This is a genomic window from Streptomyces sp. NPDC000075, from assembly GCF_040301925.1.
Classification (GTDB): Bacteria; Actinomycetota; Actinomycetes; order Streptomycetales; family Streptomycetaceae; genus Streptomyces; species Streptomyces polychromogenes.
In genome coordinates, this window is the sequence record NZ_JBEPFL010000019.1 from 51,903 (window position 1) to 64,602 (window position 12,700).

At 73.4% G+C, this 12,700-nt stretch carries 13 protein-coding genes; 7 read left to right on the forward strand and 6 right to left on the reverse strand.

Going from position 1 to position 12,700, the window contains the following annotated elements; all coding sequences use genetic code 11:
* Nucleotides 1–67 precede the first annotated feature (67 nt).
* Nucleotides 68–994 (forward strand): 1-phosphofructokinase family hexose kinase, encoded by a 927-nt coding sequence (locus ABT403_RS22230; RefSeq protein WP_344162697.1) that lies wholly within the window; start codon nucleotides 68–70, stop codon nucleotides 992–994.
* Nucleotides 995–1,001: 7 nt separating this feature from the next.
* On the opposite strand, the gene ABT403_RS22235 is transcribed toward ABT403_RS22230, so the two are convergent.
* Nucleotides 1,002–2,027 carry a CBM35 domain-containing protein gene (locus ABT403_RS22235; protein ID WP_344162694.1) on the reverse strand — a complete coding sequence of 342 codons (1,026 nt, stop codon included), beginning with the start codon at nucleotides 2,025–2,027 and terminating at the stop codon, nucleotides 1,002–1,004.
* A gap of 68 nt (nucleotides 2,028–2,095) precedes the next feature.
* Nucleotides 2,096–3,802 carry a diguanylate cyclase CdgB gene (gene cdgB, locus ABT403_RS22240; protein WP_344162691.1) on the reverse strand — a complete coding sequence of 569 codons (1,707 nt, stop codon included), beginning with the start codon at nucleotides 3,800–3,802 and terminating at the stop codon, nucleotides 2,096–2,098.
* A gap of 303 nt (nucleotides 3,803–4,105) precedes the next feature.
* On the opposite strand from cdgB, the gene ABT403_RS22245 reads away from it, so the two are divergent.
* A complete protein-coding gene (locus tag ABT403_RS22245) occupies nucleotides 4,106–4,687 on the forward strand; it encodes a flavin reductase family protein (RefSeq protein WP_344162689.1) in 582 nt (193 codons plus the stop codon).
* A gap of 46 nt (nucleotides 4,688–4,733) precedes the next feature.
* On the opposite strand, the gene arfB is transcribed toward ABT403_RS22245, so the two are convergent.
* On the reverse strand, nucleotides 4,734–5,159 hold the full coding sequence (arfB, locus tag ABT403_RS22250) for an alternative ribosome rescue aminoacyl-tRNA hydrolase ArfB (RefSeq protein ID WP_344162686.1): 426 nt from the start codon (nucleotides 5,157–5,159) through the stop codon (nucleotides 4,734–4,736).
* Between the two features lie 164 nt (nucleotides 5,160–5,323).
* Between arfB and ABT403_RS22255 the strand changes: the two genes are divergently transcribed.
* Nucleotides 5,324–5,899 (forward strand): TerD family protein, encoded by a 576-nt coding sequence (locus ABT403_RS22255; RefSeq protein WP_344162683.1) that lies wholly within the window; start codon nucleotides 5,324–5,326, stop codon nucleotides 5,897–5,899.
* Between the two features lie 132 nt (nucleotides 5,900–6,031).
* On the opposite strand, the gene ABT403_RS22260 is transcribed toward ABT403_RS22255, so the two are convergent.
* The gene (locus tag ABT403_RS22260) at nucleotides 6,032–7,450 is read right to left on the reverse strand and encodes a M1 family metallopeptidase (protein WP_344162680.1); all 1,419 of its coding nucleotides are present in this window, start codon (nucleotides 7,448–7,450) and stop codon (nucleotides 6,032–6,034) included.
* Between the two features lie 20 nt (nucleotides 7,451–7,470).
* Nucleotides 7,471–7,998, reverse strand: coding sequence for a GlcG/HbpS family heme-binding protein (locus tag ABT403_RS22265; RefSeq protein ID WP_344162677.1), 528 nt, complete (start codon nucleotides 7,996–7,998; stop codon nucleotides 7,471–7,473).
* 322 nt (nucleotides 7,999–8,320) lie between these two features.
* Here ABT403_RS22265 and ABT403_RS22270 point away from each other — a divergent pair, with 322 nt between their 5' ends.
* From ABT403_RS22270 to ABT403_RS22280, 3 genes are all read left to right on the forward strand, one after another.
* On the forward strand, nucleotides 8,321–9,472 hold the full coding sequence (locus ABT403_RS22270; RefSeq protein WP_344165729.1) for a sensor histidine kinase: 1,152 nt from the start codon (nucleotides 8,321–8,323) through the stop codon (nucleotides 9,470–9,472).
* Complete coding sequence (locus tag ABT403_RS22275) at nucleotides 9,469–10,092, forward strand: response regulator (RefSeq protein ID WP_344162674.1); 624 nt, start codon at nucleotides 9,469–9,471, stop codon at nucleotides 10,090–10,092. Before ABT403_RS22270 ends, ABT403_RS22275 begins: the two co-directional genes overlap by 4 nt.
* 74 nt (nucleotides 10,093–10,166) lie before the next feature.
* Nucleotides 10,167–10,670: a hypothetical protein gene (locus ABT403_RS22280; RefSeq protein WP_344162671.1), complete on the forward strand. Its 504-nt coding sequence runs from the start codon at nucleotides 10,167–10,169 to the stop codon at nucleotides 10,668–10,670.
* A gap of 237 nt (nucleotides 10,671–10,907) precedes the next feature.
* Here the strand turns inward: ABT403_RS22280 and ABT403_RS22285 are convergent, their stop codons facing one another.
* The gene (locus tag ABT403_RS22285; protein WP_351649629.1) at nucleotides 10,908–11,591 is read right to left on the reverse strand and encodes a pentapeptide repeat-containing protein; all 684 of its coding nucleotides are present in this window, start codon (nucleotides 11,589–11,591) and stop codon (nucleotides 10,908–10,910) included.
* A gap of 102 nt (nucleotides 11,592–11,693) precedes the next feature.
* Between ABT403_RS22285 and ABT403_RS22290 the strand changes: the two genes are divergently transcribed.
* On the forward strand, nucleotides 11,694–12,689 hold the full coding sequence (locus ABT403_RS22290; RefSeq protein WP_344165726.1) for a zinc-binding dehydrogenase: 996 nt from the start codon (nucleotides 11,694–11,696) through the stop codon (nucleotides 12,687–12,689).
* Nucleotides 12,690–12,700 lie beyond the last annotated feature (11 nt).

The following is a 12,700-nucleotide window of genomic DNA, read 5'->3' on the forward strand; positions in this document are numbered from 1 at the left end:
CCGCAGGGCTGGGCTGGCCGCCCGCCATTTGGCATGATCCCGGCACACACCAAGACCGGGGCTGGCCATGATCCTCACCGTGACGCTCAACACCGCGCTCGACGTCACCCACCGGGTGCCGCGACTGCTGCCGCACACCTCCCACCGGGCCACCGCCGTCACCGAACGGGCGGGCGGCAAGGGGCTGAACGTGGCCCGGGTGCTCGCCGCCCTCGGCCACGAGGTGACGGCGACGGGCTTCGCCGGCGGCCCGGCGGGCGCGCTCGTACGGGAGCTGCTGGCCGGTTCCCCCGGGGTGGTGGACGCCCTCGTCCCCTGCGCCGGGACCACCCGGCGCACGCTGGCGGTCGTCGACGAAAGCACCGGCGACACCACCCAGTTCAACGAGCCGGGCCCGCAGATCACGGCCGCCGAGTGGTCGGCGTTCCTCGCCCGCTACACCGAACTCGCCGCCGGGGCCCGCGCGGTGGCCCTGTGCGGGAGCCTGCCGCCGGGCGTACCGGTCGGCGCGTACGCGGTGCTCGTGCGGGCGGCCCGCTCGGCCGGCGCCCCCGTCCTCCTCGACACCAGCGGCGAGGCGCTGCGCCGCGGGGTGGCCGCCCGGCCGGAGATCATCAAGCCGAACGCGACGGAACTCGCCGAGCTGACGGGCTCGCGCGACCCGCTCCCCGCCACCCGCGACGCCCGCCGCCGGGGCGCCCGCGCGGTGGTCACCTCCCTGGGCCCCGACGGCCTCCTGGCCGCCACCCCCGAGGGCACCTGGCACGCCACCCCGCCCCGCACCCTGCGCGGCAACCCGACGGGCGCGGGCGACTCGGCGGTGGCGGGCCTCCTGTCGGCCCTGACGGAGGACCTCCCCTGGCCGGACCGCCTGACCCGCGCGGTGGCCCTGGCCACGGCCACCGTCCACGCCCCGACGGCGGGAGAGTTCGACCCCCGCACCTACGCGGAGGTACGGGGGTCGGTGAAGGTCACGCCCTGTCAGCCGGGCTAGGAACCGGCTACAGCGGCTCCAGCCAGAGCTGATCGATGATGATCTCGCACTGGTTGCCGGTCTCGCAGGAGATCTTGACGGTGTTCGTACCCTTCTTCAGGTCCACGTTGGAGTGGGTGTACGTCCACTTGTCCCACTCGCCCGGCTTGGCGTTGGAGAAGTTGTTCATGTTTATCGGGCGCGTCTGCTGCTCGCCGTTGACGGTCAGCGTGGTGCTCGCCGCCTTGCCCGGCACCGCATAGCTGATCTTCAGCTTGTACTGGGCCGCCGCGGGCACGTCCAGCGTCCAGGTCAGCGCCGCGCCCGGCTGGTTGAAGTTGCCGACGTACTGGCCGCCGGAGCTCTTGGCGCCCTGCACGGTGTTCTGGAGGGTCGCGCCACCGGTGAGGGCCATACCGGTGCTGGCGGCCTCGCCCTTGGGCAGCGGGGTCTTCGAGGGCTGCGGCGAGGCGCTCGGGTCGTCCGAGGGCTGGTTGCCCTTCGGGGGGGCCGGCTTCTGCGACTGGGAGGCCTGGTTCGTGCCGGCCTTGTCCTTGTCCTTGCCGAAGACCACCGCCGCGCCGATGCCGATGCCGACGGCCGCCACCACGGCCACCGCCGCGATGAGCAGGCCCTTGCGGCTGGAGCCGCCGCCGTTGCCGCCGCGGCCGCGGCCGCCCGCCGGACCCATCGTCTGGGTCTGGGACTGCGGGGACGGCTGCTGCGGGACCCCGTAGCCGTTGGCCTGGAGGGCCTCCGGGGCCTGGTACTGGGCCTGGTAGGCCTGCGGGGGCTGCTGCTGGGGGACGGCGCCGCGCTGGCCGCCGTACGTCCGCTCACCGACCGTGCGCACCTGGTTGTACGAGGTACGGGGGACGCCGGGCTGCGCACCGGGCTGACCTCCGGCCGCCGGGCCGGGGTAGCCGTATCCGCCGCCCTGACCGGGCGGGGTGGCTCCGGCGGCCTGGCCGTCCGCGTAGAGGTAGCCGAACGGGTCGTCGTCCTCGGGCTGGTTCGCCCCACCGTGCGGGCCGTTGTTCGCGGGCGTCGTCATCGCAGGTCACTCCTTTCGACCCACGGGAGCCTACCCCGAACACGTGCGCCCACGGGTGGCCGATCCGATCACCCGGCCCGGCGGTGCGCCTTGGAGCGGGACCTCTTCTCGATGTACATCCGCTGGTCGGCGGAGCGCAGCACCTCGTCCGCCGACATCCCGCAGCTGGCCCAGCCGATGCCGAAACTCGCCCCGACCCGCACGGCCCGCCCGTCCACCCGGATCGGCGGGATGATCGCGTTGCGCAGGCGGACGGCGAGATCGGCGGCGTCCGCCGCGCCGAGGCCGTCGGCGAGGACGACGAACTCGTCACCGCCGAGCCGGGCGACGGTGTCGCCGTCCCGGACGCCCGTGGTCAGCCGCCGGGCCACCTCGATCAGGACGGCGTCGCCCGTGTGGTGCCCGAACCGGTCGTTGATCGATTTGAACCCGTCGAGGTCGCAGAAGAGCACCGCGAGCCCCTTGGTGCCGTCGTCGACGTCCGAGGCGGGCGCCACCGTGTGGACGTGGTGGTCGTAGGGGCCCTCGGGCTGCCCCGGGAGGCCGGGGAAGTCGAAGCCGTCGGCTCCGCCCTGGCCCGCGCCGGCCGCGGGGTACCCGCCGTCGTAGCCGTGCTCGCCGCCCGCCCCGACGCCGCCCTCCGGCCGGCCCTCGAAGGCCGCGTCCAGCGCCTCCACGGCGCCGGCCCGCACCGACTGGGGCCGCCGGCACAGCCGGGCGCCGAGCCGGGCGCGCAGCTCGGCGCTGTTGGGCAGGCCGGTGAGGGAGTCGTGGCTGGCCCGGTGCGCGAGCTGGAGCTCGTGCCGCTTGCGCTCCTCGATGTCCTCGACGTGCGTGAGCAGGAACCGGGGCCCGTCGGCGGCGTCGGCGACGACGGAGTTGCGCAGCGAGACCCACACGTACGTGCCGTCGCGCCGCCCCAGCCGCAGCTCCGCCCGGCCGCCCTCGGCGGAGGTGCGCAGCAGCGTCCCGATGTCCTCGGGGTGGACGAGGTCGGAGAAGGAGTACCGGCGCAGGACGGAGGCGGGCCGCCCGAGGAGCCGGCACAGGGCGTCGTTGGTGCGCAGCAGCCGCCCGTGCTGGTCGCCGCCCATCTCGGCGATGGCCATGCCGCTCGGCGCGTACTCGAAGGCCTGCCGGAACGACTCCTCGCTGGCCCGCAGCGCCTGCTGCTCGCGCTCCAGCCGCACCAGGGCCCGCTGCATGTTCGCGCGCAGGCGCGCGTTGCTGATCGCAATGGCGGCCTGGAAGGCGTACATCTGGAGCGCCTCGCGTCCCCAGGCGCCCGGACGCCGGCCGTTGCGCGGCCTGTCCACGGAGATGACACCCAGAAGTTCCCCGCCCGTCGCATACATGGGGGCGTAGAGCCGGTCCTCGGGGTGCCACTCGTCCTCGAAGCGCGGATCGGGTCCTTCGGTGTGCCACTGGGGTACGTCGTCCTCCAGCAGGACCCAGCCCTCGGTGTGCGGGATGAAGCGCAGGCCGTCCCAGTCCTCGCCCATGGTCAGGCGGCGTTCCCAGGCGGGGCGGGAGCCGACGCGGCCGGTGATCAGGGCTTCGGCGGCGGGGTCCCCGGCGAAGGCGGCGACGACGAGATCGCCGTCAGGGCGTACGAGGTTGACACAGGCGAGTTCGTAGCCGAGGCCGCGCACGATGCCGTCCACGACGGTCTGCAGGGTGTCCGCCAGGCTCCGGGCCGTGTTGAGCTCGGCCACCACCTGGTGCAGCTGCCGCAGGGTCGCAAGACGGACGTACGGCTCCGACTCGGTCTCCATTGCTCGCTCTCCCCGAGACCTCGACAGCAACTCCAGGTTTGTCATCGGCGTTTCGTTGCGGTGTCCCGTCCACTGAATCACAGTGAGCTGTGCGGCAGGTACACAGGGTCAACAAATCTTGCCCTCTGTGACTCAAGTCACATGAGATGAATAGTGCTGCGGCGTAGGCGCGTTGGGGCCGAGGAGCCCTCTCCCGCCTTCCCACGCGCAAACGATACGCCCGGACCTAGGCCGAGCGGCGGGGACGCGGCTCGGACCAGCGCCCGATGTGCGCGGCGCGACGACCGGACTAGCGTGCGGAACGTGCCGAAGACGACCCCCGCACCCCAGCCCTACACCCCCGCCGGCCCCCTCGCCCCCCATCCTGAGGGGGTGAGCAACGACGAGTTCCGCGCCGCCATGTCCCGGCTGGCGGCGGGCGTGTGCCTGATCACCGCCCACGAACCGCCCCTGACCGCCGGCGGACCGCGCGGCGAGGACGTCGGCATGACCGCCACCGCGTTCATGTCGGTGTCCCTGGACCCGCCCCTGGTCCTGGTCAGCGTCCGCGAGGGCTCCCGCATGGACGACCTGCTGGCCGAACAGCCGCTGTGGGCGGTGTCCCTGCTGGCGGAGAGCCAGCTCCAGGTGGCGAGCCGGTTCTCGATGAAGGGCCGCATCAGCGACCGGCTCCTCTTCGCCGACCTCCCCCACGAGCGGGGCGCCGTCTCGGGGGCGCCGCTGCTCTCGGGGGCCCTCGCCTCCCTGGAGTGCCGCACCCGGTCCCGGGTTCCGGCGGGCGACCACACGCTCGTCATCGGCGAGGTCCTGGCCACCGCGTTCCCCTCACCGGACGCCCCGCCCCTGACCTACTTCCGCGGCCGCTACCGCCACCTGCTGCCGTAGGGCGCGGGGCGGTGGCGGGCGGGGCGGGGGCGGGCCGGGCGGGGGGCTACCAGTCGCGCGAGCTGCGTCCCCGCTTCGTCTCGCTGCGCGCCTTCTTCTCCCGCAGCCGCCGTTCGTTGATCCCGCGCGGGATCTTCGTCGCCCGCCGGGCCTTCGGCGGGGCCGCCGTCGCCTCAGCCAGCACCGCCGCCATCCGGACCAGCGCCATCTCCCGGTTGCGGTACTGCGACCGGTGCTCGGAGGCCCGTACCGTCAGCACCCCGTCCACCAGCCGCCCGGCGAGCCGCTCCAGGGCCCGCTCCTTCCACACCGCCGGCAGCGCCTTCGTCGCGGCGACGTCGAACAGCAGCTCCACCCGCGAGTCCGAGGTGTTGACGTGCTGCCCGCCCGGCCCCGAGGAACGCGAGAACCGCCAGGCGAGCTCCGCCTCGGGGAGCACGACCGCACCGCGGATGACATAGGGACCAGGCATGACCCCTATGATCCGCCCCCGCCCCGCCCCCGTCACCCTCATTTACCGCCCCTCGGAACCCGGCTGGAACCTCCGCGCCCCCTCCACGCGTTATGAAGGGCAGCGGTAGCTTGGCCCCACATCGGGCTCACGCACCCGGAATGACGAGGAAGGACACCAGTCACATGGCAGTAAGCCTGTCCAAGGGCGGCAACATCTCGCTCTCGAAGGAGGCCCCCGGCCTCAGCGCCGTCACGGTCGGCCTCGGCTGGGACGTCCGCACGACGACCGGTGTCGACTTCGACCTCGACGCCTCGGCCATCGCGGTCGACGCGACGGGCAAGGTCGTCTCCGACGGCCACTTCGTCTTCTTCAACAACAAGTCCACCCCGGACCAGACCATCGTCCACACCGGCGACAACCGCACCGGCGAGGGCTCCGGCGACGACGAGTCCATCAAGGTCAACCTGGCCGGCCTGCCCGCCAGCGTCGACAAGATCGTCTTCCCGGTCTCGATCTACGACGCCGACTCCCGCGGCCAGAACTTCGGCCAGGTCCGCAACGCGTACATCCGCGTCGTCAACCAGGCCGGCGGCGCCGAGATCGCCCGCTACGACCTCTCCGAGGACGCCGCCACCGAGACCGCCATGGTCTTCGGCGAGCTCTACCGCAACGGCGCCGAGTGGAAGTTCCGCGCGGTCGGCCAGGGCTACGCCTCCGGCCTCACCGGCATCGCCCAGGACTTCGGCGTCAACGTCTGAGACCGCCCCCGGCAGGGCCCCTTCCCGACCGTCCCCGGGAAGGGCCCCCGCCCGGCCCCACCACCGCTCGACGGGGGACCCTCCAGCCCCTCACCCGTGGACGGCGCCCCCCGGCCCAATCCCGCAATCCCCCTACGCCTTCGGCCTGCCCTCGCCGTAGAGCCACACGTCCCAGACCTTCTTCAGACCCACGCCGGTCCGCCGCTCCGCGTACGCCGTGAAGTCGGCCGTGCTCGCGTTCCCGTACCGGTGGTCGGCCGCCCAGCCCCGCAGCAGGTCGAAGAACTTCGCGTCCCCCACCTCCTGCCGGATCCGGTGCAACACCATCGCACCCCGGTAGTAGACCGGATCATCGGAGATGTGCGCCGCATCCGGCGGCGAAGCCGGCGGGAACGCCGCCCAGTCGGCATCGGCATGGCCGTCCACCGACGTGTCACCGGCCAGGAACGCCTCGAACCGCCGCTGCGCGGACACACCCCCGTGGGACTCCGCCCACAGCCACTCCGCATACGTGGCGAACCCCTCGTTCAGCCACATGTCCTTCCAGGTCTTCGGCGACACCGAATCCCCGAACCACTGGTGCGCCAGCTCGTGCAGCACCAGGTCCTCGTCCGGCGCACCCGGGTACACCGGCTTGGTCTGCGTCTCCAGCGCATACCCGAGGCTCCGCGGCGGCAGCACGATCGAACCCACCGTCCCGAACGGATACGGCCCGAACGTCGCGCTCCCCCACTCCACCATCTCCGGCACCCGCGCCAGCACCCCGCGGCTCGCCTCTTCCTCCCCGGGCGCCACCGCCTGGTACACCGACACCCCCGAAGAGGTCTTCCCCGTCGTCACCTTGAACTTCCCCACGGCCACGGTCGCCAGATAGCTCGCCATCGGCTCCACGCTGCGCCACGCGAACTCGGTCCGCCCCTCCCCCACGTCCCGCCGCGACCGCAACTCCCCGTTGGACACGGCCTCGTAGCCACGGGGAACGGTCACCGTGATGTCGTACGTCGCCTTGTCACCGGGATGGTGGTTGCCGGGGAACCAGCCCATCGACCCCACCGGTTCGCCCACACCGACCGCGTAATCACCGCCCTCGGCGGTGATCCAGCCCTCCTTGGACCCGTCCGGATCGACCACGGCCTTCGGCCGCCCGCTGTAATCCACCCGCGTACGGAAGACCTCACCCTTGCGCAGGTCCCCGGCCGGACGCACGGTCAGCTCGTTGCCGGTCCGGTTGAACCGCGCACCCACGCCCTGCACTTCCACGCCCTCGACCTTCAGCCCGCTGAAATCGAGGTTGAACGAACTCAGACCCTGCCCGGCCCGCGCGGTGATCACCGCCGTCCCGTGCAACTCCCCGTCCGCCGGGTCGTACGCCAGGTCCAGCGCATAGTGCTCGACCTCGTACCCGCCGTTGCCCGCCCGGGGGAAATACGGATCCCGCACCCCCGACGCACCCGGCCGCCCCTGCACCGTCGCCCCCGTACACCCCGCGGTGAGGGCGATCAGGAGGGCGAGGGCGGGGGCGGCGAGACGGGCGAGCGTGCGGTGTTCCACACGCCCGATCCTAAGTGGGGTTACTTGCCCAGGGCCTCGACACCGGCCTTGGCGAACTTCTCGTCCAGGTCACCGCTCGGCGCACCGGCCACACCGATACCGGCGACGGGCGCGCCGTCGGCCTGGACGGGCGCGGCACCGGCGAGGAAGAGGGTGCCGGGGATGTCCTTCAGGTTCGGGGTCTGAGCGAGCCGGCCGGCCAGCACCGAGGTCGGGGCGTTCCAGGACACGGCGGTGAAGGCCTTGCGCTGCGCGGACTCGTAGGACTGCGGGCCGGCGCCGTCACCGCGCAGGGTGACGATGGTGTTGCCGTTGCGGTCCACCACCGCGACCGTGACCTTCTGGTTCTCCTTCTCGGCCGCCTCCAGCGCCGCCTGGGCGGCACGGCTGGCGGCGTCGACGGTCAGGTGGGTCGAGGTGGTGAAGTTGGCGCTCTTGACCTCGTCCTTCTTCGCAGGGGTGGCGCTCGCGCTGACGGCCCCGAAGGTCCCGGCACCGAGAACGACGGCGAGGGCGGTACCGGTGAGGACGCGGGTACGGGTGTTCATCTCTGCTCCTGGTGGTCTCGACTGGCTCCCTCCAACCATCCCCGCCACCCCCACCCCGCCCCGTCCCCGTACCGGCTCGCCCCGACGACCACACCGGTTGACCCGGGGGTCAACCGATCGGCCGATGCGGCAGGGCCGGCCGCCCGGTTTCCTGGGGCTGCACCCGGCCACCCCCGACCCGCCCCCCAACACCGGACACCGCCCGGCCAGGGCAAGGGCCCGGCCAGGGGAAGGGCGTCACAATGGAACCGTCCCCACCCCCAGGAGCCCCGCCGTGAGCCACCCCCCGCGGAAACCCGACACCCGCGCCCTGGCCACGGTCATGCACACGGCGTTCTTCCTCCTGCTCGGCGCCTCCGTGGCCCGCTTCCTCCTGCGCCACCCCGGCGAACCCCGCACCCCCTGGGTCATCGCCCTCAGCATCACCCTGGCCCTGCTCTACGTCCTCGGCCCCGCCGTAGGCGCCACCGGCAGCGACCCCACCCCCACCCCGGCCCCCACCCACCGCCGCAGGCTCTGGCTCGGACTCGTCGTCGCCACCTGGGTCGTCCTCGTCGTCCTCGCCCCCAGCTTCGCCTGGTGCGCCGTCCCCCTGTTCTTCACCGCCCTGCGCACCCTCCCCCCACGCGCCGCCGTCGCCCTCGTCGCCGTCCTCACCGTCTTCGTCGTCGCCGCCCAGCTCAAACTCTCCACCGCCTTCGACCCCAACCTCCTCCTCGCCCCACCCGCCATCGCCGCCCTCGCCACGGCCGTCTTCATCCACATGGAACGCCAGGCCCAAGCCCAGCGCGCACTGATCGACGACCTCATCCGCACCCGCCGCGAGCTCGCCGCCACCGAACGACGCGAAGGCACCCTCGCCGAACGCCAGCGCCTGTCCATGGAGATCCACGACACCCTCGCCCAGCACCTCTCCAGCCAGCAGATGCTGCTCCAGGCCGCCGACCGCACCTGGGACACCGACCCCGCCACCGCCCGCGCCCACGTCCGCACCGCCAACGGCATCGCCGCCCGCGGCCTCGCCGAGGCCCGCCGCCTCGTCCACGACCTGGCCCCACCCGAACTGGAGAACGGCGCCGGCCTCGCCGACGCCCTGCGCGCCCTCGACGCCGGCCCCGACATCGAGGTCCGCTTCCACCTCGAAGGCGCCCCCGCCCCCCTCCCGGACCGCGCCGAATCCGCCCTGCTCCGCATCGCCCAAGGAGCCCTCGCCAACATCCGCGAACACTCGGGCGCCCGCACCGCCGCCCTCACCCTCAGCTTCCTCGGCGACCAGGTCGTCCTGGACATCGCCGACGACGGCACGGGCTTCACCGCCACCACCCCCACCGGCCCCGCCCCCGCCGACCGCGGCCACGGCCTCCCCGCGATGCGCGCCCGCGTGCGCCAGCTCGGCGGAACCCTCACCATCGAATCCACCCCGGGCGAAGGCACCGTCCTCTCGGCCTCGATCCCCCTGGAGCCCACAGGATGACGACGATCCTCCTCTGCGACGACCACGTCGTCGTCCGCGCCGGCCTCCTGGCCCTGCTCGGCAGCGAACCCGACATCGAGGTCCTCGGCGAAGCCGGCAGCGGCGAGGAAGCCGTCGCACTCGCCGCCAAGCTCCACCCCGACGTCGTCCTCATGGACCTCCAGCTCGGCGACGGCATCGACGGCGTCGAAGCCACCCGCCGCATCACCGCCCTCCCCCGGCCCCCGCACGTCCTCGTCCTGACCACGTACGACACGGACGCGGACATCACCCGCGCCATCGGCGCCGGCGCCACCGGCTACCTCCTCAAAGCCGAACGCCCCGAAGAACTCTTCGCCGCCATCCACTCCGCCGCCGCCGGCCGCACCACCCTCTCCGCCCCCGTCGCCAGCCGCGTCATGGCCCACATGCGCGGAACCCGCCCCACCCTCACCGACCGCGAACTCGACATCCTCGGCCAGCTCGCCCGCGGCCTCGGCAACCGCGACATCGCCCGCGCCCTGTTCATCAGCGAGGCCACCGTCAAAACCCACCTCGGCCGCATCTACGACAAGCTCGGCGTCGACACCCGCGCCGGCGCCGTAGCGGTCGCCAAGGAACAACGCCTCCTCCCCACCTGACCCGGCCCCCTCCTGACCCGCCCCCTCCCCACCCGACCCCCCACCACGCCCCGACCCGTGACACCATCGGCTACGTGCTCGACATCGGCTACTCCCTCTCCCGCCGCTTCCCCGACCCCCCGCAGACCGACTACCGCTCGGCAGACGTCCACGCCCTGCGCCACGACCTCTTCTGCGGCGACGTCTACCTCGCGGACACCGAAAAGGACACCGAGGTGTCCACAGCCTGGGGATGGGTGCCCGTACTCGACTTCGCCTGGGCCCTGTGCGACATCGTCGAACAACTCGACCAGGACCCCCGAGGCAGCCGCTCCTCCCAGAGCCGGTACGCCGAACTCGACTTCACCGAATCCAGCGACCGCATGCTCTTCGAACGCCGCTTCGGCTGGGTCGACATCGAAGCCGACTGGATGCCGCCGGAGGAGGACCCGCTCACCTTCAGCCACCGCCTCCTGCGCCGCGAGGCCCGCGACTTCCTCCACGACCTGATCGCGGACCTCGTCGACATGCACGAGGGCCTCGGCGACAACCCGGTCATCTGGACCCTCCAGTCCCGCTTCCCCCGCGTCCCGGCCTGACCCCGACCCCCCGGCCACCCGGGGCCACCCGGCCCCCCGGCCCCCCCCGGGGCCGCCCCACCGCCCGGGGCCACCCGGCCGCCCGGGGCCACCCGGCCGCCCGGGGCCTGCCCCCGGCCAGCCCGGCCTGCCCCCGGCCGCCCCGACGCACCCCCCGCCCCGGCGCACCGGCCACCACACCGCAGAACCCACGCGGCCGCGCGACGTCGCCCCCCCCCGGCGACCAGCCACACCCCCCTACCCCACCACCCGCACCCCCAGCTGCGCCGCCAGCGCCGGCGCCAGGTCGAACAGCTGCGACGGACTGATCACCGCCCCCGCCAGCGACTCCAGCCCCCGCGCCACCCCCAGCTCCACCGCCCCCCGCAGATCCACATCCGACAACCGCGCCCCCGTCACATCCACACCCCGCAGCACACAGTCCCGGAACTCCACCCGCTCCAGCACCGCACCCCCGAAGTCCGGCTCCACCAGCACACACCCCTCGAAGACCACATCCCGCAACCGCGCCTGCCGCAGGTTCAAATAGTCGATCTTCCCCCCGCGCACCAGCACCCGCTCCAGCACCGCCCCGTGCAACTGCACCCCGCCCAGGCGCGCCTCCACCAGCTCCACATCCCTGAGCGACGCACCCGACAGGTCCACCCCCACCCCCCGGACCCCCTCCAGCACCGAATCCAGGACCCGCGCCTTCGCCAGCCCCACCTCGTCAAGGCCGCACCGGCGCAGCGCACAGTCCATGAACCGCGCCCCCACCCCCTCCTGCCCCGACAGGTCCACGTCCGCGAACTCCAGCCCGTCGTAATCCCCGTCCGGCTCCAGCCCACCCCCCTCCCACGCCACCAACTCCGGCAGGGCCACCTCCGCCCGCCGCGCCGCCTTCACCGACTGCCGCCCACCACTTCCACCACTGCGCACCATCCCCCCATCGTGACCCCCCGCACTGACAACCCGCCCCACCCTTGACCTCAACCACGCTTGAGGCCCCAACCTCTCCCCATGACCACCTCACCCGCCCCCACCATGAACGCCGTCCGCCTCCACGCCTTCGGCCCCGCCGAGAACCTCACCTACGAAACGGCACCCCTCCCCACCCCCGCCCCCGGCCAGGTCCGCATCAAAGTCGCCGCCGCCGGCGTCCACCTCCTCGACACCTTCCTCCGCCGAGGCGTCCAGGGCCCGCCCACACCCCTCCCCCAGCTCCCCACCATCCCCGGCCGCGAAGTCGCCGGCACCATCGACGCCCTCGGCCCCGGCACCGACCCCGCCTGGCTCGGCCGCACCGTCGTCACCCACCTCGGCTTCGCCCCCGGCGGCTACGCCGAACACGCCGTCGCCGACGCCACCCGCCTCCACCCCGTACCCGACGGCCTCGACCCCGCCGAAGCCGTCGCCATGATCGGCACCGGCCGCACCGCCCTCGGCATCCTCCAGTTCGCCGACCTCGGCCCCGGCACCACCGCCCTCATCCCCGCCGCCGCCGGAGGCATCGGCACCCTCCTCGTCCAGCACGCCAAGAACACCGGCGCCACCGTCATCGCCCTCGCCGGAGGCCCCGCCAAAACCGCCCTCGCCACCGCCAACGGCGCCGACCTCGCCCTCGACTACACCACCCCCGACTGGGCCGACACCCTCCGCGCCCACCACCCCGCCGGCGCCACCGTCCTCTTCGACTCCGTCGGCGGCACCACCGCCCGCACCGCCCTCACCCTCCTCGCCCCCGGCGCCCTCCACCTCGTCTTCGGCTGGTCCAGCGGCACCCCCCTCACCCTCACCGACACCGAACAGGCCGACCTCGACGCCCGCCGGATCACCACCCACCACGTCCTCGGCCCCGCCATGCTCCAAGCCGTCGGCACCCCCGACCCCCTCCGCACCCTCGAAACCCGCGCCCTCACCGAAGCCGCCACCGGCCACCTCCGCCCCGCCGTACAGCGCTACCCCCTCTCCCAAGCCGCCCGCGCCCACCACGACCTCGAAACCCGCGCCACCACCGGCAAGGTCGTCCTCGAACCCTGACCACCCCACCC